Annotated in this window: 14 protein-coding genes; 3 read left to right on the top strand and 11 right to left on the bottom strand. The window is 35.5% G+C overall.

Features of this window, described 5'->3' with window-relative positions:
- Nucleotides 1-27: 27 nt before the first annotated feature.
- The 4 genes from ASJ80_RS06530 to ASJ80_RS06545 all read right to left on the bottom strand — a co-directional run bounded on the left by ASJ80_RS06530 (nucleotide 28) and on the right by ASJ80_RS06545 (nucleotide 4,109).
- On the bottom strand, nucleotides 28-738 hold the full coding sequence (locus tag ASJ80_RS06530) for a hypothetical protein (RefSeq protein WP_069585583.1): 711 nt from the start codon (nucleotides 736-738) through the stop codon (nucleotides 28-30).
- Nucleotides 739-822: 84 nt separating this feature from the next.
- Complete coding sequence (locus tag ASJ80_RS06535; RefSeq protein WP_069585584.1) at nucleotides 823-1,986, bottom strand: cysteine peptidase family C39 domain-containing protein; 1,164 nt, start codon at nucleotides 1,984-1,986, stop codon at nucleotides 823-825.
- Nucleotides 1,987-2,212: 226 nt separating this feature from the next.
- Nucleotides 2,213-2,641 (bottom strand): hypothetical protein, encoded by a 429-nt coding sequence (locus ASJ80_RS06540; protein ID WP_069585585.1) that lies wholly within the window; start codon nucleotides 2,639-2,641, stop codon nucleotides 2,213-2,215.
- Nucleotides 2,642-2,747: 106 nt separating this feature from the next.
- Nucleotides 2,748-4,109 carry an AIR synthase-related protein gene (locus tag ASJ80_RS06545; protein ID WP_069585586.1) on the bottom strand — a complete coding sequence of 454 codons (1,362 nt, stop codon included), beginning with the start codon at nucleotides 4,107-4,109 and terminating at the stop codon, nucleotides 2,748-2,750.
- Nucleotides 4,110-4,373: 264 nt separating this feature from the next.
- Here ASJ80_RS06545 and ASJ80_RS06550 point away from each other — a divergent pair, with 264 nt between their 5' ends.
- Nucleotides 4,374-5,201, top strand: coding sequence for an ATP-binding protein (locus ASJ80_RS06550; RefSeq protein ID WP_069585587.1), 828 nt, complete (start codon nucleotides 4,374-4,376; stop codon nucleotides 5,199-5,201).
- A gap of 55 nt (nucleotides 5,202-5,256) precedes the next feature.
- Here the strand turns inward: ASJ80_RS06550 and hisH are convergent, their stop codons facing one another.
- The 3 genes from hisH to cfbD form a co-directional block, all read right to left on the bottom strand.
- Nucleotides 5,257-5,862 (bottom strand): imidazole glycerol phosphate synthase subunit HisH, encoded by a 606-nt coding sequence (gene hisH, locus ASJ80_RS06555; RefSeq protein WP_069585588.1) that lies wholly within the window; start codon nucleotides 5,860-5,862, stop codon nucleotides 5,257-5,259.
- A gap of 31 nt (nucleotides 5,863-5,893) precedes the next feature.
- The gene (locus ASJ80_RS06560) at nucleotides 5,894-6,952 is read right to left on the bottom strand and encodes a sugar phosphate nucleotidyltransferase (protein ID WP_069585589.1); all 1,059 of its coding nucleotides are present in this window, start codon (nucleotides 6,950-6,952) and stop codon (nucleotides 5,894-5,896) included.
- A gap of 140 nt (nucleotides 6,953-7,092) precedes the next feature.
- The gene (gene cfbD / locus ASJ80_RS06565) at nucleotides 7,093-8,163 is read right to left on the bottom strand and encodes a Ni-sirohydrochlorin a,c-diamide reductive cyclase catalytic subunit (protein WP_069585590.1); all 1,071 of its coding nucleotides are present in this window, start codon (nucleotides 8,161-8,163) and stop codon (nucleotides 7,093-7,095) included.
- A gap of 268 nt (nucleotides 8,164-8,431) precedes the next feature.
- Here cfbD and ASJ80_RS06570 point away from each other — a divergent pair, with 268 nt between their 5' ends.
- Nucleotides 8,432-9,169 carry a hypothetical protein gene (locus ASJ80_RS06570; RefSeq protein WP_069585591.1) on the top strand — a complete coding sequence of 246 codons (738 nt, stop codon included), beginning with the start codon at nucleotides 8,432-8,434 and terminating at the stop codon, nucleotides 9,167-9,169.
- Nucleotides 9,170-9,270: 101 nt separating this feature from the next.
- Nucleotides 9,271-9,987 carry a DNA/RNA nuclease SfsA gene (sfsA, locus tag ASJ80_RS06575; RefSeq protein ID WP_069585592.1) on the top strand — a complete coding sequence of 239 codons (717 nt, stop codon included), beginning with the start codon at nucleotides 9,271-9,273 and terminating at the stop codon, nucleotides 9,985-9,987.
- On the opposite strand, the gene ASJ80_RS06580 is transcribed toward sfsA, so the two are convergent.
- The 4 genes from ASJ80_RS06580 to ASJ80_RS06595 form a co-directional block, all read right to left on the bottom strand.
- On the bottom strand, nucleotides 9,981-10,985 hold the full coding sequence (locus ASJ80_RS06580) for a potassium channel family protein (RefSeq protein WP_069585593.1): 1,005 nt from the start codon (nucleotides 10,983-10,985) through the stop codon (nucleotides 9,981-9,983). The genes sfsA and ASJ80_RS06580 overlap by 7 nt on opposite strands.
- Before the next feature lie 31 nt (nucleotides 10,986-11,016).
- Nucleotides 11,017-11,364 (bottom strand): hypothetical protein, encoded by a 348-nt coding sequence (locus tag ASJ80_RS06585; protein ID WP_069585594.1) that lies wholly within the window; start codon nucleotides 11,362-11,364, stop codon nucleotides 11,017-11,019.
- 207 nt (nucleotides 11,365-11,571) lie between these two features.
- On the bottom strand, nucleotides 11,572-11,844 hold the full coding sequence (locus ASJ80_RS06590; RefSeq protein ID WP_069585595.1) for a hypothetical protein: 273 nt from the start codon (nucleotides 11,842-11,844) through the stop codon (nucleotides 11,572-11,574).
- A 244-nt stretch (nucleotides 11,845-12,088) separates the two neighbouring features.
- Nucleotides 12,089-17,704 (bottom strand): carboxypeptidase-like regulatory domain-containing protein, encoded by a 5,616-nt coding sequence (locus ASJ80_RS06595; RefSeq protein WP_095652052.1) that lies wholly within the window; start codon nucleotides 17,702-17,704, stop codon nucleotides 12,089-12,091.
- Nucleotides 17,705-18,100: the final 396 nt, after the last annotated feature.

The raw sequence follows: 18,100 nt of genomic DNA on the forward strand, positions 1-18,100 counted from the left end.
TAAGGTTTTTGTGAATAAAAATTAAAATTATTCTGGATACAAATCTCTTAAAGCATCTTTAAATGGAGTTGGGCCAACATCATACATTGTATTTATTGAATCATCTATTTCTTTAAGTGTCTTCCATCCTTCTGTTCTCCCTAATAAATCAATATTTTTACTTTTTCCTGTTGTAAGATCAACGTAGACGTACCCGTACAGTTCTCGCTTACTAGACATAATATTATATAGGGGTATCTTCCAGACAGTTTTCCCTTCTAAAGTTGTTTTATATGGCCTATCAAAGTCTATGCCCGAACCAGACTGGATTTCAGCTATGAAATTTGCTTTCAATTCATCAAGGGATCTCCATGTGTTCACAGGCTTTTCCATACCTCCATTCTTTTTGCTCATTAAAGTTTTTGCATCAATAGTGACAATCCAATCATTATATCCCTCTTCATGCATATTTACTATCCAGTATTGTCTATCATTAGTTAAAGTGGCATTAGTGGTAATGCCGTTCCCTTTACCGAAGCCTGATGCACCTTCATTTAGTCTTGCTATAGATATTGCTGTAGCTTCAGGAGTTGAATTATCAAAAATAAGGCCATTTTCAGTAAGGGAACTAGCAGTTGAATTTATAGATGTTAAATTTTTAATAGGGGTTGAATTAGGGGATATTACTAATCCCATACTTAATATAACAATAATAATACCTGTTAAACTCCCAGCGATTAATAATTTTTTACGATCCATAGTTGCTCTCCTTAAATCATTTAAATAATTAATATTCTATAAAAATGGAGGAGATGTGTTTATATACATTATATTCATATTGTTTCAATAATTCAGTGTCCACGGATAGTCCCTTGCTCCTTTTTGATTCCAAGTAACAGGATCAACGAACCATCCATAGGTTGAATAACTCCAAGAAGTATCAAGATCTATCCAATCCATTGGACCTGGTCCCCATTTTATCTGTGCCCAAACATGACCTGGAAACTTCTTATGACCTTCGTAATAGTCTCTATAATAACCTTCTGGTTTATGTACAAATCGAACATTATAGTAAGATATACCCATAGCTCTGGCAAGACATACACAAAGTCTGGCTTGTTCAACACAATTTCCATAACCGCTATCAAGTACTTGGTTAATACTGTGATGTGTGTTATAATGGTCATGATATTTTATGTGTGAGTCTACCCATTGAAAGATTCCAAGTCCATAGATCTTCCAACTACCTGAAAAATTACATAGTATTGATTTTGCTATACTTTTTATTCTTGCATTGTTTTGTCCAGTGTTCCATTCGCTAATAATTGATCCTGTTCCTTTAACGGATTTCATCTCGTTATCAGTTAAAGTGTTATTGTTGTTTAGCTGAGGATTGTTTGAATCATCGGTTATTACAAGCGCATATCCATATTCACTTGTTTTATTTTGTATATATGATTCAGTAAAATCTGTTAAAGTCATATTAATATTCCCCGAGTCGCTATCTGCAAGATAAACTATTGTATTGTTTATACGTGTTACAATGCTGTAATGGCCTACATTATCAAGGGTTAAATACACTAAATTCCATGCTTGGAGTTCATTAACTTTTAATTTAAGCCCTTTTACAATCAATCCTTGTTTTTGTGCTGCTTGAGCGAGCCCATACATTGTTGTTCCATTATCATCTGTTCCGGCAATAGTTGCCACCATATCTTGTGATACGTTAATACTTAGATTTTGTAGAACGGTAGCAAGTGAAGCAGGCCCGCAATTGGAAGTAGTGTTTGACATCACGACTCCGGTTGTATTTACCATTACTTCGTCTGAAATTGGATTATCTGTTATATTATTTCTGATTGCCTTATCATAGGGAGTATTGTTTATAATTAACTGAATAGGATCTTCAGGATTTAGGGTACAATTGGAAGCTGTCACTGTTCCTGTAAACACAGTTAGTATGGTAAAAAAGATTATAAAAACTAAAATTTTTGTTAAATTACTCATACTTAATCCTCTCAATGTAATCAACTACTTACATATGGATGGAATTGAAGTGTTAATTAACATTTTCCGTTGTAAAAATATTTTATCATTATTTAGTACAATTAAAGGCTTAATATGGACTAAATTTAGTAATTAAATACAACAATCAAAAATTTCAAAAAAATAGAGAATTAAATTGGGAAATGATAATTTATTTGATCTAACTAGAAACTCAAAAAAAGAAATCTCAATCCCAAACACAAAGCCTGAAAATATAACCATCACAGCTTTTAACGCCAACTGCAACATCACCCGCTTCTTTCATATCTGCATTGGCCGCAATTGTAATATTAAGCTGGGCTTCTGTGAGGTTGTATTTAGTGCTGTTAAGTGTCTGGTTTAAATAGGCGCCTGCTGCCTGTCCTGCTTCTTTGGTCCCGCTTTGGTCATTATTATGGGTAGAAAGTATATTGGCGACATTTTGAAGGACTGAAGGATCTTCAGGCCCTTTTTTGTAAGCTGCCATCGTTTCTAAGACATCTTGAGCGTTATGAGAGAGGCGAATCTGTGAAGATAATGGAGATTCATTTACACTGGCCACTGCAGCTAGTGCAATAAAAACAATTACTAGAGCAAGTACTGCGTCTAGAGTAAACACGAATCCATTATCGTCCATAAAATCATCCATTTTCAGTTAGTACATGTCCTAATCTGTCAATGGATTATTTATATGGTTTTATTCTCCAATTATTGAATTATAAAATAAGAGAACTGTAAAGAAATTATTTTTCCCTTACAGCTTTTACAACATCATCTTTTTTCTTTATGGCAGCTAAGGCAGCGTTTTGGACTTTTTCCTTCATGATTTCAAAGTCTTCAGGAGTGGTATCTCCAACAACCTTTTTAATTTTGGTATAAGCCGCTTCTCTAAACAGCGGTGTTAACGCTTCTTCAGCACCATTTCTTATGAGTTTAGCTTTTCCAGTATCATCAACGTAACCGATCTCAGCTATATCTACATTAGCTCCAGAAACTGCCTTTTTAACTTCTTCGGCGATATCTTCCGGCGCAATTATCATTAAAGAATCTACTGAAACTCCAAGTGGGTCTATATCTAGCTTTTCAAGCATTTCAAGTACCTTTGGATTTATCAGTTCCCTTATCTTATCATCAAAAACTGTTAACCCAACTCCAGTAGTACTTGCGATCTCATGTGCGTCTCCTCTAAGCCCTCCGTTTGTAACGTCGGTCATTGCATGGACTTCGGGGAGTAACCCTGCATTTGAAATGGCTTCAGATGCTTTTATGAAACTGACATCCATTGTTTCATCCACCACGTCGAACATCCCGTGGTATATTGCGGTTGTGGTTATGGTTCCTCCTCCAGAACCTTCTGTCATTAAAATAACATCTCCTTTTTCGGCACGTTTCCTTGCTGTTGGGGGGTGTTCAGATACTCCCACTGCACCCACTGCACTTACTAATCTGTCGCCTAAAACCATGTCCCCGCCAACCCTGAGGGTACTTCCTGCTACAAGCGGTACGTTTACAAGTTCTGAAACTGCACAGACTCCTGCAGTAAAGTCAAAGAGTTTTCCAACATCTCCATCGTCTGCAAGGTGAAGATCGCTTAGTATCGCGACAGGGTCAGCTCCCATAACGCACACATCTCGAAGTGATGCTCTAGCAACGTGGAAACCCCCTAAAAAAGGATATTCGCTTAAACGGGAGTGTATTCCATCAACTGCTGTTGTTACATAAATATCGTTAGATCCAACGCTTTTTTTGACTACTCCTCCATCGTCCTGGGCTTCAGGAGTTATGAATGCGTTTGTGTGGGTACTGGACACGATATCTGCAATTCTCCTGTGAACGAAGAAATCACCCTCTCCCCTGGAGCCAACACCGATTTCTCCCATTTTAACGTCTGCTTTTGGATAATTTATTAAATCCCTCAGGAAATCATCTGGGTGAGATTCAATTGTTAAGGTGTTTTTAACCTCTTCAATCACAGCAAATGCCATTTTAGAAGCTTGTTCTGGATTTATATTTTTATATTCTAATATTTTATCTCTTAAGCTAGTTTCAACGGATTTTTCATCATTCTGCTTTATTGCCTGTCTTACAAAGCCTTCTATGTCCACGTGATATCTCCTTGAATGTTTTAAATGAAATTTTATGATTTATATAAACTGATCTCCATATTCAATTGATCTTTATTGTGACTCTATTACATTTAAATATATAATTATAATATTCAAAAAGATCATATTTAATTTAAGGAGTATACTGGCGGGATTATGTTTGGACCATTATTGTTTGGGATAAGAAGCGGTTCAAAATAACTTAATCTGGCTTTGAAGTGAATAACATTTGAATTTATAATTTAACTGGATGGTGAGGTAATTATGAAAAGAGATGTTATTAAGATTAATGAAGAAAAATGTACGGGCTGCGGTGAGTGTATTCCAGGCTGTCCTGAAGGAGCTTTGCAGGTAATTGAAGGAAAAGCAAGACTGATAAGTGATTTATTCTGTGACGGTTTAGGGGCATGTATTGGAAACTGTCCTCAGGGAGCTATAGAAATTGAACAGAGAGAAGCTGAGCCTTATGATGAAAATAAAGTTATGAAAAATATAATAAGGGGAGGACCTAGCGTTATAATGGCCCATTTAAAGCATCTCTCTGATCACGGCCAGAAAGACCTTCTTAATCAGGCTGTTGATTTTCTAAAAGAAAGGAATATTGATATACCTGACTATGAGAAAGGAGCATCATTTGAGTGTGCTTGTCCGGGTTCAATGGCAGTGGATTTGAATCAAAAGCCTGAAACTGAAAATGAACCTCAGATAAGGGTTAGCCCTGAACTTAGAAACTGGCCGGTACAGTTACAGCTTTTAAATCCCAATGCTCCCTATTTTAAAAATGCAGACCTTTTGATCTCAGCGGACTGTGCACCGTTTGCATATGCTAACTTTCATCAGGAGTTCTTAAAGGATAAAGTTTTAATAATTCTCTGCCCGAAGCTGGATAAGACCATAGATATGTATGTGGATAAATTAGTTGAGATCTTTGAAAAACAGGATGTAAACTCTATTTCAATAGTACATATGGAAGTTCCCTGCTGTTCAGGAATTGAAGTTATAGTCAGGAGAGCATTAGAAAAAGTTCAAAAGGATATACCTCTTAAAGACTACACTATTTCTATATCTGGTGAAATAATACAGGCAAAATAAAAATGTAATTAAAGGTTTTATTGTCCTTTAATTTTTTTAATTTAAAAAAATTTTCTTATTTTGATGGAATACTCTTTACAAAATTCTTTAAAATGTTTAAACCCACTTCGCCACTTTTTTCTGGGTGAAATTGGGTAGCAAAAACATTATCTCTGCACACTGCTGCAGTTAAGTCAATTCCATAGTTTGTGGTTGCAGCTATTATATCTTCGTCATCTGGCTTTGCGTAATATGAATGGACAAAGTACATATAATCATTTTCAATTCCATCGAGTATTGAACATTCATTTACAATTTGCAGGTTATTCCATCCCATATGTGGTATTTTAAGGCCTTCTTCTGGAATTTTCACTACTTCTCCTTTAAATATATCGAGACCTTTTACTCCTTTATTTTCCTGACTTTTTGTAAATAATACCTGTAACCCCAAACAAACCCCTAAAAATGGTTTTCCATTGTTTATATGTTCATGAATTATGTCTTTGTAGTTTTCAAGGTGTTCCATGGCTGTTCCAAATGCACCAACTCCCGGTAGGACCAGTGCATCAGCTTTTTCCATTTCACGGATGTCCTGAGATATTAATGTTTCTTCACCTATCTTTGTGAATCCATTTTTAATACTTTTGAGGTTTCCGGATCCATAATTAATTATGACTATCATATTTACCCATTTTTAATCATTTAAAACGTGTTTAAGGAGATATTGATTTGTCTTGGGCTGCTCTGACATAGAAGTCGTTTACACGTATAGTATCGTTTAGATGTGGTGTTGAAACCTCGTGTAAAACTGTGTTTTCCATTGCAACTATGGAATGAGGTTTTCCTGGTTCTATACGTACTGTGTCGTTCTTTCCAAAGTATTCTTTCCTGTCTTCAAATTCTATGTAACCAGAACCGCTTACTATGTACATGGTTTCATCTTTTTCAGCATGGTAGTGGAAAGAGGTTTGATATCCTTCTCTTATGAATAATTCTTTTGTCAGATATTTTTCGGTGTAAATAAGGACCTTTTCGTAGCCCCATGGTTTGTCTTCTCTGTTTTTATATTCTTTTCTGATCTGTTCCAGTTCTTTGGAGGTGTCAATTGCCATCCAGAAAAGTCCATCTTCTTTGTAGTAGCCGAGCTGGTTTTCACTGGCCATCATTGGAAATACAGTTTTTTCTATGTCTCCAATTTCGAAATCCCCGAAGTTAATTTCTCCATTTGAGAAATAAATTCCTCCATTGATATAGTAATCGAGAACAGGTTTTTCTTTGAATGATACCAGTTTATCTCCACTAACTTCAACTATTCCATATGGAGAAACCATTTTAGTTATAAACATTGAAAGTGGATAATCGGATTTTTCGCCTTGATGAATCATTTTCTTGAGATTTAAATCAGCAACAACGTCCCCGTTCCTTATTACGCATTGTTCTTTATTGTTTACGTGTTCCATACCTAATCGTATAGCATTTAAAGTTCCGAGTGGTTCATCTTCAATTACATACTCAATTTTCATCCCGTTGAAATCATCACCGTAACGTTCTTCGATTTTTTCACTTAAAAATCCAGTTAACAGGAGCACACGATCCACGCCTGCGTTTTTAAAGTCGAACATCTGCTTATCAAGAATTGTGTAGGTATCGTGACCTTCTAAAATTGAATAATCGTATTTAATTTCAACTAGTGGCTTTGGAACTTTCTCTGTAAGCGGTCTTAATCTTTTACCAAAGCCCCCGCAAAGTATCATACCTGCTGTTTTGTTCATTTTATCACCATTTAATTATTAGTATAATATTTTGTTTTTATAAGATATTAATACTTTATCTTTGTTTATTAAGAGTAACTTAACTTAATTTGGACTATCTAAATTTTCTCAATTTGATTATATCAATTATAACTTTAAACTTAACTTAAAATCTCCCTTAAAACTTCACCGAAGTCAGATTGTACTATTTTATCAGTACCTAATGTTTTGGCGTGTGCATCAAGTTCTGTAACAACATATTTGTATCCTATTTTTTTTAATGGCTCTACTAGTCGGGGACCGTCTGTTATTGCAAGGGTCTCTGCTTCTATGGTTTCTATTGGTACTGCGTGAGGTACTCCTGCAACAATTACGAAATCGATATTTTTATCCTTTAGGGATTTTGCAGCTTCTTCGCCTGTTACAGGATATTCATCAAGCCCTCCAGTTATTATATCGATATTTAATCCATTATTTTTTAGTTCTTCTTTAATATTTGCTGCATGCTGTCTTATTCTTGGAAGTCCAATATTTTCATCAAGATTTGCAATTACAATAGGCTTATTTTCGCTGTTTATTTTCTCAAATGGAATTTTCAGGATATCAGCAAAAAGGTAAGAAGTTTCTTTTTTTGCATTGAGGATAATAACGGTTTTTTCACCATTTTTAAGTTTTTCTATGAGTATATTTGCTATTTTCTGCTTGTCGTCACCATATGATGGAGCTATATAACCTCCTTGTGCCATTCCACGGGTTTTCTCGATTTCTGTTGCTAATTTAAGCATTTTTGACTGTCTTTCACATTCTGCAACTGGTATTATTCCGTCTTTACTTGCAGCTTCCAGTACTGCTATGGCCCCTTCTGTATTGTCTCCTTCACTTAATCCGCCATGGGATTCTACAGCAATTACTGTTGCATTTATATTTGCACTTTGGATTGCTTCTTTCAAGTCTTCTCCGATTATCATACTTGCACAGGTTCCAACGATCCCCACAAGTTTTGGAGAAAACATTGACTCCACTTCTTTTAATGTTTTTTCCAGTTTATCTGAAGCTCCAAAAATAAAGTCATTTTCAGACATTGCAGTAGTTACAACTCTCACTCCGTCATTTTCAAGGAGCCTTCCTGTTCTAAAACAGCAGCCGTGAGGGCCGTGAAGTATAATAACATCAGCATTCATGTCTCTTAATGTGTATAATGATGCAGCAATTGGACTTGGTCTTGGATGCAATTTTTCACCTCTAAAGTAACTGATTTCGTTGAATATGTATTTTAGTAGTTTTATCAATTTAAATAAGTTTAATGTTGTTTTGTTTTATGTTAAAATATTAAATCGAATAATATTTTTCACACAATGTTTTTTCTTTTAAGCCTATATTGACTCGGGTAAATATAAGATTTAAGGTGAGGAGCTGTATAATAATTATATATGTTTAATTAATATTTTAATAAATTAAAGTCTTGAATTAAAATTAGATGAAATGTAATGCTGTGGGGGCATGGTTAGTATAAGCTCTAGATTATTAACATTGGTTATGATAGCTGCACTGTTATGCCTGGTAATAGCTAACCAGCAATATGCTCAGGATAATAAGCAGAGTGTAGAAATTAAAACCCCTCAAGTTTTAGAACCTCAAATTTTGGGTAGTACCAGTAAAGGAATAGTAACAAAAAGTGGCCCCTATGGAAATCCAAACTCAACCCGAAAGATTGCAATTATAGTTGGAGTACACCCTCTCGAGGCAAATTCACATAAAGCTATCGTAGAATCTATTTTAAATAATTCTAAATCTCTTAACAGCTCATATTACATTTACAGTATTGATGTTACTGAAGGAACAGGTGATTATAGGAAAGGAAGGATAAATGGCCAGTATCTGGCCAGTAAATATGCGGTTCCTGATATAAAGAAGAATCATTTTCAACTGGTAATGGATGTGCATTCAAATAGGGGTAAAGATACAGGCTACAAAGAAAATAGATTTTTATCAGTACCGATAGAGTCTAATAAGTCTAAATCAATCGCGTCCAAGATTACAAAAAAGATTTCATGGCTTGTTTATTATGTGCCTCCAAATGGGAAAGGTCCTAAAAGCCCTAAATATGTAACAATTCCTTTAATTAATTCCAAAATACCTTCAATTGTATATGAAACATATACGTATGAACCATATGGAACTACACTAGAACATGCAAATGAATTTATTAAGACTGTAGATAGTATTAAACTGAATTAACATGTTCAAAGTGGATTTATATAAAGCTTTTTTTAACTTTAAAATATATTTAATTAAGACTCAATTACTAACTAAAACTTGATCTATAAACTGGTAAAAGAATGATAATCAAAAGTATAATCACTGGAAAATTCGTAGATAGGCCCAACAGGTTCACTGTGACATTTCAACGTGGAAAGAAATTAGAAAATGCTCATTTGAGGGATCCTGGAAGACTTAAAGAACTTTTAACTCCTGATGCAGATTTACTTTTAAGACATGCATTGAAATTGGGAAATAGGAAGACAAAGTACGATGTGATAGGAGTTTTAAAAGGTGATCTGTGGATATTAATAAATTCTGGCTTTCACAGTGACATTGCAGCTGATTTAATAGATTCTCAGGCAATATATGAATTTAAGGGATATTCTGTCTTGAAAAGGGAATATACTTACGGTAAAAGCAGAATTGATTTTCTTTTAACTGATAAGAATGAAGAAAAAATGCTTGTTGAAGTTAAAGGCTGTACTCTAGTTGAAGATGGGCTGGCGTTATTTCCTGATGCACCGACTTTAAGAGGTAAAAAACATGTTGAAGAGCTCATATCTGCTAAGAGTGAAGGTTTGAAGGCATCAATTCTTTTCCTTATATTGTGTGAAGATGCGGTAGAATTTTCGCCAAACTTTAGAATGGATCCTGAGTTTTCAGCATCATTAGAAATGGCTTATAAAAACGGAGTTAATGCAATTGCATATTCATTTAAAAATAATTTAAAAAAAGAAAGTTTGGAAGTAATTCCCTTGAAGAGAGTCAAAATAAGTTTTAAAAATTATCACTGATTTTTCAATTTTTCAAACTCTTCTGGCTTTCCAATTCCAAGTATTACGTCTCCAGCATGTATTATATAGTCTCTTGGCGGATCTATGGTTAAATCACCTTTTTTCCCAACACCAACCAGTACAACCCCTGTCTTTTCGTGTATATCTGCTTCACGCACTGTTTTACCGTTGAAGTAACTTTTTTCAGCTACTTCTACCTCTTTCATTTCCCTGTTTTTGTGTTCTGCCAGGACTTCCTGGACAAACATGGCTTCATATCCATCGTCGATACTCTTTTGCATAAGCCTTCCAGAAATTACAAATGGGGATATAACTTGATTTGCCCCTGCAAGCTGTATTTGCTCTATGTTTTCATAACGCTGAACTTCTGCAATTATTCTAACATCTTGATCTAATTTACGAATGCTTAGTATACAGTGTATCGTTTGAGAATCAGATTCCATATCTACAATTATAGCCTTAGCTCCGACTACATTGGCTTTTTCAAGGTCTTTGACGCGTGTAGGGTCTCCATGTACAAATGAAGCTCCATTTTTCAGTGCTTTTTTCTTCACTTCTTCATTTTCGTCAACTACAAAAACTGCATTATCTTTTCCAATTTCTCTGATACATTCTGCTGTACTTTCAGTCCACCCGCATATTACAACATGCTGTGATTTTTTCACTTTAATCAGCCCCATTAACTTCATCTGCTGTTTTTCAAACAGGAATTCCAAAATCTCCCCAACTGCAATTGCAAAACTCCCAATACCCAGTACTATCAGTGAGATAGCGAAATACATACCTAAAGGAGTTTTAGGACTGTAATCGCCATATCCCACAGTTCCTATGGTAACAAAAGTCCAGTATAAGGATACAGTCCATGTTTGATTTTCTATCAGGTGGAATCCAATTACTCCGTAGGCAATCACTACAAATATCCATATTAGAATACGAATCATACGTAGTTTGATTAAATTAGGGAGGTGTTTCCTTAATATTTCTATTATCACTACCATTTAAATTACCTTAAAACTATGGATTTATAAGTTACTTCCTGAGGAAGAAGAACCATACTGCGAGAACTATAATTGCAATTATAATAATTAGGATGATAATTGCAATCCACCATCCAGATCCATCGTCAGTTGAACCGTCATCTGTATCATCGTCGTCACCATCGTGAATTTTTTTGCTGCTGGATTTAGAACTGCTTGAGCTTCCTCCACGGCTGCTTCCTCCACCTTTAAGTAAAGGAACTGTATTATCTAAAACAACTGAATTACTAGTTTGTATGCTAGGTTCGGTGGAACTTGTTTCTTGAGCAAAAACTCCGCTTGGGGCTCCAAAAAGCCCAAATATCAAAAATATCGCCATTATATATGTTAATATCTTCATTTTAAATCCCCTCTAATTGGTATTATCTGATATGATTAATAATTATAAAAAGGTTTGCTTATTGATGTTGAGTCAGATTTTATAACACATTAAGCCTTAAAATAATAATTTATGAAGATTTAAGATATTTTGTAAAATATAATAAAAATAGAAAAACCCACAAACACAATGCGTTTGGGGATTTTGAATAAATTAAAAATTTTTAAATTATTTCCTTTTAGATAATCCCATTCCAGCAAGAACCATTAAAGTTGCTGTTAGTGCTCCTGCAATAGGAACTCCTGTTTTTTGCATTGGAATGGTTTTTTCTGTTGTGTTAGTTACCTCAGGTGTTTCTGAGTAAGGATCAACTGTTACATTTGCCTGATTATTGTCCAGATTTGGGTCAGTACCTAAATCATCGTCTGCTGCAGACACGCCTGGGATGACTAAAAGACCTAAAATTAAAAGAATAGCTAATATTCCTGTATATGTCTTCATTTTAAACCTCCATTTTATTCTTTTATTACCTACTATAAATAATAGGTATAAAAATGTTTTTGTGTTTTAAACAATTTTATCATTTAAGTCACGATTTTCAGTGGCTTATTAAGCTTTTAAATAAAATTTTAATAGTTATGGCGTAATATTTGGCTTAAAAAGAAAAAATAAGAGGATATGAATTTAATCATAAGTCCCTATTCTTTTTAAATTAAACCAGTTTGTTACTCCTTTTTCATTTTAACTACTTCATGATTGCAGTCCCTTTTATACTGGCAGTACTTGTTAACCGAACATTTGAAACTACAGCTTGTGCCACGATATGTAACACTAATTTTCCTCCATTTTTGAGGTTACCGATAGTCCATACTCCTGTTTTATAATTGTATTTTATGTTCTTGTCTTTGGATATGTATTTGAATCCTTTAGGCATTTTAAGGGTTACAGTAACGTTTTTAGCGTTCATTGGCCCGTAATTGTATGCTGTTATTGTAAATGTAACTTTCTGTTTATATTTAGGGCGCGCGTTGTTTACTGATATCTTCACAGCTAAATCAGCTGCAGGACCTACTTTTACGCTTGCACTGCCTTTATTATTGGAAGAGTTCTGGTCGTAGTTAGTTCCATTTATTGTTGCAATGTTGGTCAGTACTTTGCTTGGAGATGTTGCTTGTACTACAATTTTTAGTACTGCGGTTGCTCCGTTTGCTAGATTTCCGATGTTCCATGTTCCTGTTGCTGAATTGTATGTTCCAGTGCCACTAGAGGATATGAATTTTAACCCTGATGGCAGTTTTTCCGTCACATTTACTCCTGTAGCAGTATTTGGTCCGTAGTTGTGTGCTGTTAAAGTGAATGTAACCTTCTGCAGGTACTTAGGATTTTTATTGTTTACAGTTTTGGTAATTCCTAAATCTGATGCAGGATTTACGGTTACAGATGCATTTGCGTTATTGTTAGTTGCATTTAGGTCGAGTTCATGTCCAGTTATGCTGGCAATGTTGATCAATTGGGTATTTGAAGCAACAACATGTGCCACGATTTTTAGTACTGCAGTTGTGTCGTTTGCCAGGTTTCCGATGGTCCATGTCCCTGTTGTTGAGTTATATTTTCCGTTTCCACTGGCTGATATGAATTTTAATCCGACAGGTAATTTATCGGTTACAATTACTCCGGTTGCGCTGTTAGGCCCGTTATTGTGTGCTGTTAATGTGTATGTGATATTCTGCAGGTAGTTTGGTTTGGAAGTGTTAACTGTTTTGGTTATGCTCAAGTCGGCAGCAGGGTCTACATCTAATGATACGCTTGCTTGATCATTATCTTGATTTGGGTCATGGAATTCTGTGGTACCAACAGGATCTGGGTCAGTGATACGGGCAACATCAGTTAAACTGACATTTGATGCCATAGCCTGTGCTATTATGTGTAACACTGCAGTTCCACCTTTGACCATGTAACCAACAGTCCATAGTCCTGTTGTGGAGTTGAAAGCACTGTTAGAGTCATCTGATATATATTTGAGTTTGTTGGGAAGTGTATTGTATACTTTAACGTATGCTGCATCATTAGGCCCGTAATTACTTGCTGTTAAAGTGAAAGTTACATAATCTAAATATTTGGGATTTGCATTATTCACGGTTATTTTGATACCTAAATCTGAAGCTGGTTTTATATTCACTGTTGCACTGCTTTGATCGTTAGTTGAATTTTGGTCGTAGTTAGTTCCTGTTATGATGGCAGTGTTAACTACTTGGGTATTAGCGCTAACAGCTTGTGCTATGATGTGCAGCACTGCGGTTGCACTATTTGCTAAGTTTCCTATTGTCCATATTCCAGTTGCGGAGTCGTATATTCCATTACCGCTGGATGATATGAATTTTAATCCTGCAGGTAGTTTGTCAGTGATTTTAACTCCTGTTGCTGTATCTGGCCCGTGGTTATGTGCTGTTAGTGTAAATGTAACATTCTGCAGGTATTTTGGATGTGGATTATTAACGGTTTTGGTTATTCCAAGGTCTGAGGCAGGATTTATAATTACTGTTGTATTACTTTGGTTGTTGGTTGAATTCTGGTCGTAATTGGTTCCATTTACTCCGGCTATGTTGGTTATTTGGGTGTTTGAAGCTGTAACTTGTGCTATGATGTTCAGCACTGCAGTTGCACCATTTGCAAGGTTTCCAATGGTCCAGATTCCGGTTGCGGAATTGTAGTTACCATTTGAGGATATGAATTTCAGCCCGGTTGGCAGTTTATCGAGTACAATTACTCCTGTTGCTGTATCTGGCCCGTAGTTATGTGCTGTTAATGTGAAAGTCACCTTGTCGAGATAATTAGGGTGTGTACTGTTTACTGTTTTAGTTATTCCTAGATCTGAAGCGGGATCTACAGTTACTGTGGAGTTGCTTTCATTGTTTGTTGAATTTTGATCGTAGTTAGTCCCGTTTATTCCTGCTATGTTGGTTATTTGGGTATTGGATGCAGTTATTTGTGCTATAATTTTTAAAATGACACTTGCCCCGTTTGCTAGGTTTCCGATGGTCCATATTCCTGTTGTTGGGTTATATGCTCCGTTTGAGTTATCTGAAATCCATGTCAATCCTGCAGGTAATTTATCAGTTACAAGTATGCCTGCTGCTGTATCTGGTCCGTTGTTGTGTGCTGTTATTGTGTAGGTTATGTTTTGCAGATAATTGGGGTGTGTATTGTTTACTGTTTTGGTAATGTTGAGGTCAGAGGCTGAGGATACTGTTGTTGTGGTTTGGTCCTGGTTGTTTGTGTGGTTTTGGTCGTATGTGTTGTTGTTTACAGTTGCAGTGTTGGTTATAACAGTGTTAGACTTCATGATCTGGGTTATTATATTTAATGTTATTGATGCTCCATTTGAGAGGGTATTTATGGTCCATATCCCTGTATTATGGTTATATTTTCCATTGCTGTCATCGGATATCCATTTGAGGCTGTTTGGTAGATAATCTGTAATGCTAATGTTGTTGCTTACGTCTGGTCCATTGTTAGTTACAGTTATGGTGTAGCGTATTTTATCCAGGTAATTTGCGGTAGTTTTATCCACAGTTTTAGTTATTCCTAGATCTGAAGCCGGACTTATAGTTATAGTTGCATTGGACTGGTTATTGGTTGAATTCTGGTCGTAGTTGGTTCCATTTATGGAAGCTATGTTTGTTATTTGGGTGTTTGATGAGATGACCTGTGCAATAATATTTAATATTACTTCTCCACCATTTGTCAGGCTTCCGATGGTCCAAATTCCAGTCATTGAATTGTAATTGCCGTTTGTGGATATGAATTTTAGTCCGGTTGGTAGTTTGTCTGTTACTGTTACTCCTGTTGCTGCGTCAGGCCCGTAATTGTGTACTTTTATTGTGTATGTGACATTTTCAAGGTAGTTAGGGTGCGTGTTGTTTACTGTTTTAGTTATTCCTAGATCTGAAGCGGGATTTACAGTTATTGTTGTGTTGCTTTGGTTGTTGGTTGAGTTTTGATCGTAGTTAGTCCCGTTTATAGAAGCGATGTTGGTTATTTGGGTATTGGATGCGGTTATTTGTGCTATAATTTTTAATATTACACTTGCTCCGTTTGCTAGGTTTCCGATGGTCCATGTCCCTGTTGTTGGGTTATATGCTCCGTTTGAATCATCTGAAATCCAGGTCAATCCTGCAGGTAATTTATCAGTTACAAGTACGCCTGCTGCTGTATCTGGTCCGTTGTTGTGTGCTGTTATGGTGAAAGTTACTTTGTCGAGATAATTGGGGTTTGTATTATCTACTGTTTTGGTGATATTAAGGTCAGAGGCTGCTGATACTGTTGTTGTAGTTTGGTCCTGGTTGTTTGTGGTGTTTTGGTCGTATGTGTTATTGTTTACAGTTGCAATGTTGGTTATAACGGTGTTGGACTTCACGATCTGGGCTATTATATTTAATGTTATTGATGCTCCATTTGAGAGGGTATCTATGGTCCATATCCCTGCATTATGATTATATTTTCCATTGCTGTCATCTGATATCCATTGAAGTCCGGCTGGTAAATAATCACTTACATTGATATTATTGCTTGCGTTTGGTCCATTGTTAGTTACAGTTATGGTGTAACGTATTTTATCCAGGTAATTTGCGGTAGTTTTATCCACAGTTTTAGTAATTGCGAGATCTGAAGCTGGATTTATAGTTACAGTTGCATTGGACTGGTCATTACCAGGTTCTGGGTCGTAATTAGTCCCGGTTATATTGGCTATATTGGTTATTTGGGTGTTTGATGTGATGACCTGTGCAATGATGTTTAATATTGCTTCTCCTCCATTTGCAAGGTTTCCGATGGCCCATATTCCAGTTGTGGAGTTGTATGTTCCACTACCGCTGGAAGATATGAATTTTAACCCTGCAGGTAGCTTATCGAGTACAGTAACACCTGTTGCATTATCTGGCCCGTTGTTGTGCACTTTTAATGTGTAGGTTATGTTTTGCAGGTAGTTTGGATGGATATTATCCACTGTTTTGGTCACTTCAAGATCGGAAGTGTTTACATGTAATCCTCCTGCTGGAACCTGTGCTTCGGCATCTGCATGCCCGATTACTAGATTAACAAGGCCTCCTCCAAGAAGACCAAGAATTTGCAGCCGCAAAGCATCACCTGATGCTTTGGCATAGGTACCGTCAGCAGAAGTGGTACTTTCAGTACTGCCCAATGAAAGAGTTAATATGTTAAGGCCCAGAAGGCCAATATTAACATGGCCATTTAAGGTTAAATCATCTAATATGCTTATACCCAGAGCTTTAATATCTGCTACGTTCCATGTGAACTTTGCAGTAGCGCCTCCTGGTTTTCCATTTACTGAAGCTACTGCATTTGATTGTAATGCTTCAATTTCTAGTAAAGGAATTCCTAAAAGAGTTAAAGTTATATCGGCTACTCCTGCATTTGAAGAGCTTATTAAAATACCTGTATTAAAATTGGGCGTTACACTGCTGTTTGCAGTTATAAGATCTGCATTTAATGATAATACATCCAATAATTGTAGAAGCTTTATACCTACATCAATTGATGCTACTTCTCCTGATCCACTTGATTGTGGTAAAGTAGCACTTGAATTTGAAGTAGCACTTAATAAACCTACATCTATACCTAAAAGCTTTAGAGATGAGAGTAAACTGGCATTATTCGATGGAAGCAGCCCTCCTATTTTACTGCCTTCATCACCTTTTGAATATACATCTAAAAGTCCTGCTAATAAGCTTCCTGTAAGAAGTTTAACTTCTAAAGGAGTTCCTCCTCCCTGGGAATAATTTAAAGAGGTACTGTTTACCCATGCGCTTGATTTTCCAGCGTAAATATCTGCTAGAATATCTGGCAGTACTCCTACATTGAGTACATAACTTGAAGCATTACCGCTGTATTTAAGCAGGTTATAAAGTCTAAAATTTGCGGTACCGTAAAGATTAGGGTCGCTTAGGTTTGAACTGTGTTTAACTGTTATTGTTTTAGATATTGGCATATATCCTAGTTTGCTTGCGATTATCGTGTAAGTTGTATTGGAATTAATGAAGTTTAATGAGTATGTACCGTCATTGTGGGTTGTAGTTTGGGCTACCTGTGCGTTGTTTTGGAGAACCGTTATTTTAACGTTTCCAAGGCCTTTGTTGGTAGAATTATCCTTGACTACTCCCGATATTATGGGATCTGGAATCTGGCTGCTGGTATTTTTTACACTTGCTGATGATTGTAAAGAGTGAAAACTAGAATTACTGTTATTGGTTGTTATATTGGTTGTATCTGCTGCTGAAACTGTACTACAAAGAATCAATGTAAAAATGCAAACTAATATTAATATTATTCTTTTGATATTCATTTAAGAATCACCTCCTGTTTTTTTAGAAGAAATTCAAATCTTTAAATAGTTATATTGACATTTTGGGACGATTTTTACGAATTCACTACATCTAAAAGAATGTGAAGTATAGTAAAACATTTGTACTAATGGTGAACTGTTTGTGAGTACTATCACACGTTTATTAAAGAATTTGAATAGTTATGTGATTTGACTAATATTTTCAGTTCCATTTCAATAATTCATACTATAAAGTTTGGTACGTTATGCACAAAACGAAAAGAAGTATATCTACTTTTATTTTGTAATATAATTAGATATTATATTATTAATAAATGAATAATTTTGATAAATCAATTTATATGTTATATCGATCGTTTTAAAAGTAAATTTATGTTCTAAATAAGCTTTTAAACT

The sequence above is a fragment of the Methanobacterium bryantii genome, from assembly GCF_002287175.1.
Classification (GTDB): Archaea; Methanobacteriota; Methanobacteria; order Methanobacteriales; family Methanobacteriaceae; genus Methanobacterium_D; species Methanobacterium_D bryantii.

Bases quoted from the DNA above. Each gene is read 5' to 3' on its own strand.
- ASJ80_RS06530 (WP_069585583.1), bottom strand. From the start codon at position 738: ATGGATCGTAAAAAATTATTAATCGCTGGGAGTTTAACAGGTATTATT.
- ASJ80_RS06535 (WP_069585584.1), bottom strand. From the start codon at position 1,986: ATGAGTAATTTAACAAAAATTTTAGTTTTTATAATCTTTTTTACCATA.
- ASJ80_RS06540 (WP_069585585.1), bottom strand. From the start codon at position 2,641: ATGGACGATAATGGATTCGTGTTTACTCTAGACGCAGTACTTGCTCTA.
- ASJ80_RS06550 (WP_069585587.1), top strand. From the start codon at position 4,374: ATGAAAAGAGATGTTATTAAGATTAATGAAGAAAAATGTACGGGCTGC.
- hisH (WP_069585588.1), bottom strand. From the start codon at position 5,862: ATGATAGTCATAATTAATTATGGATCCGGAAACCTCAAAAGTATTAAA.
- ASJ80_RS06560 (WP_069585589.1), bottom strand. From the start codon at position 6,952: ATGAACAAAACAGCAGGTATGATACTTTGCGGGGGCTTTGGTAAAAGA.
- ASJ80_RS06570 (WP_069585591.1), top strand. From the start codon at position 8,432: ATGGTTAGTATAAGCTCTAGATTATTAACATTGGTTATGATAGCTGCA.
- sfsA (WP_069585592.1), top strand. From the start codon at position 9,271: ATGATAATCAAAAGTATAATCACTGGAAAATTCGTAGATAGGCCCAAC.
- ASJ80_RS06580 (WP_069585593.1), bottom strand. From the start codon at position 10,985: ATGGTAGTGATAATAGAAATATTAAGGAAACACCTCCCTAATTTAATC.
- ASJ80_RS06585 (WP_069585594.1), bottom strand. From the start codon at position 11,364: ATGAAGATATTAACATATATAATGGCGATATTTTTGATATTTGGGCTT.
- ASJ80_RS06590 (WP_069585595.1), bottom strand. From the start codon at position 11,844: ATGAAGACATATACAGGAATATTAGCTATTCTTTTAATTTTAGGTCTT.
- ASJ80_RS06595 (WP_095652052.1), bottom strand. From the start codon at position 17,704: ATGAATATCAAAAGAATAATATTAATATTAGTTTGCATTTTTACATTG.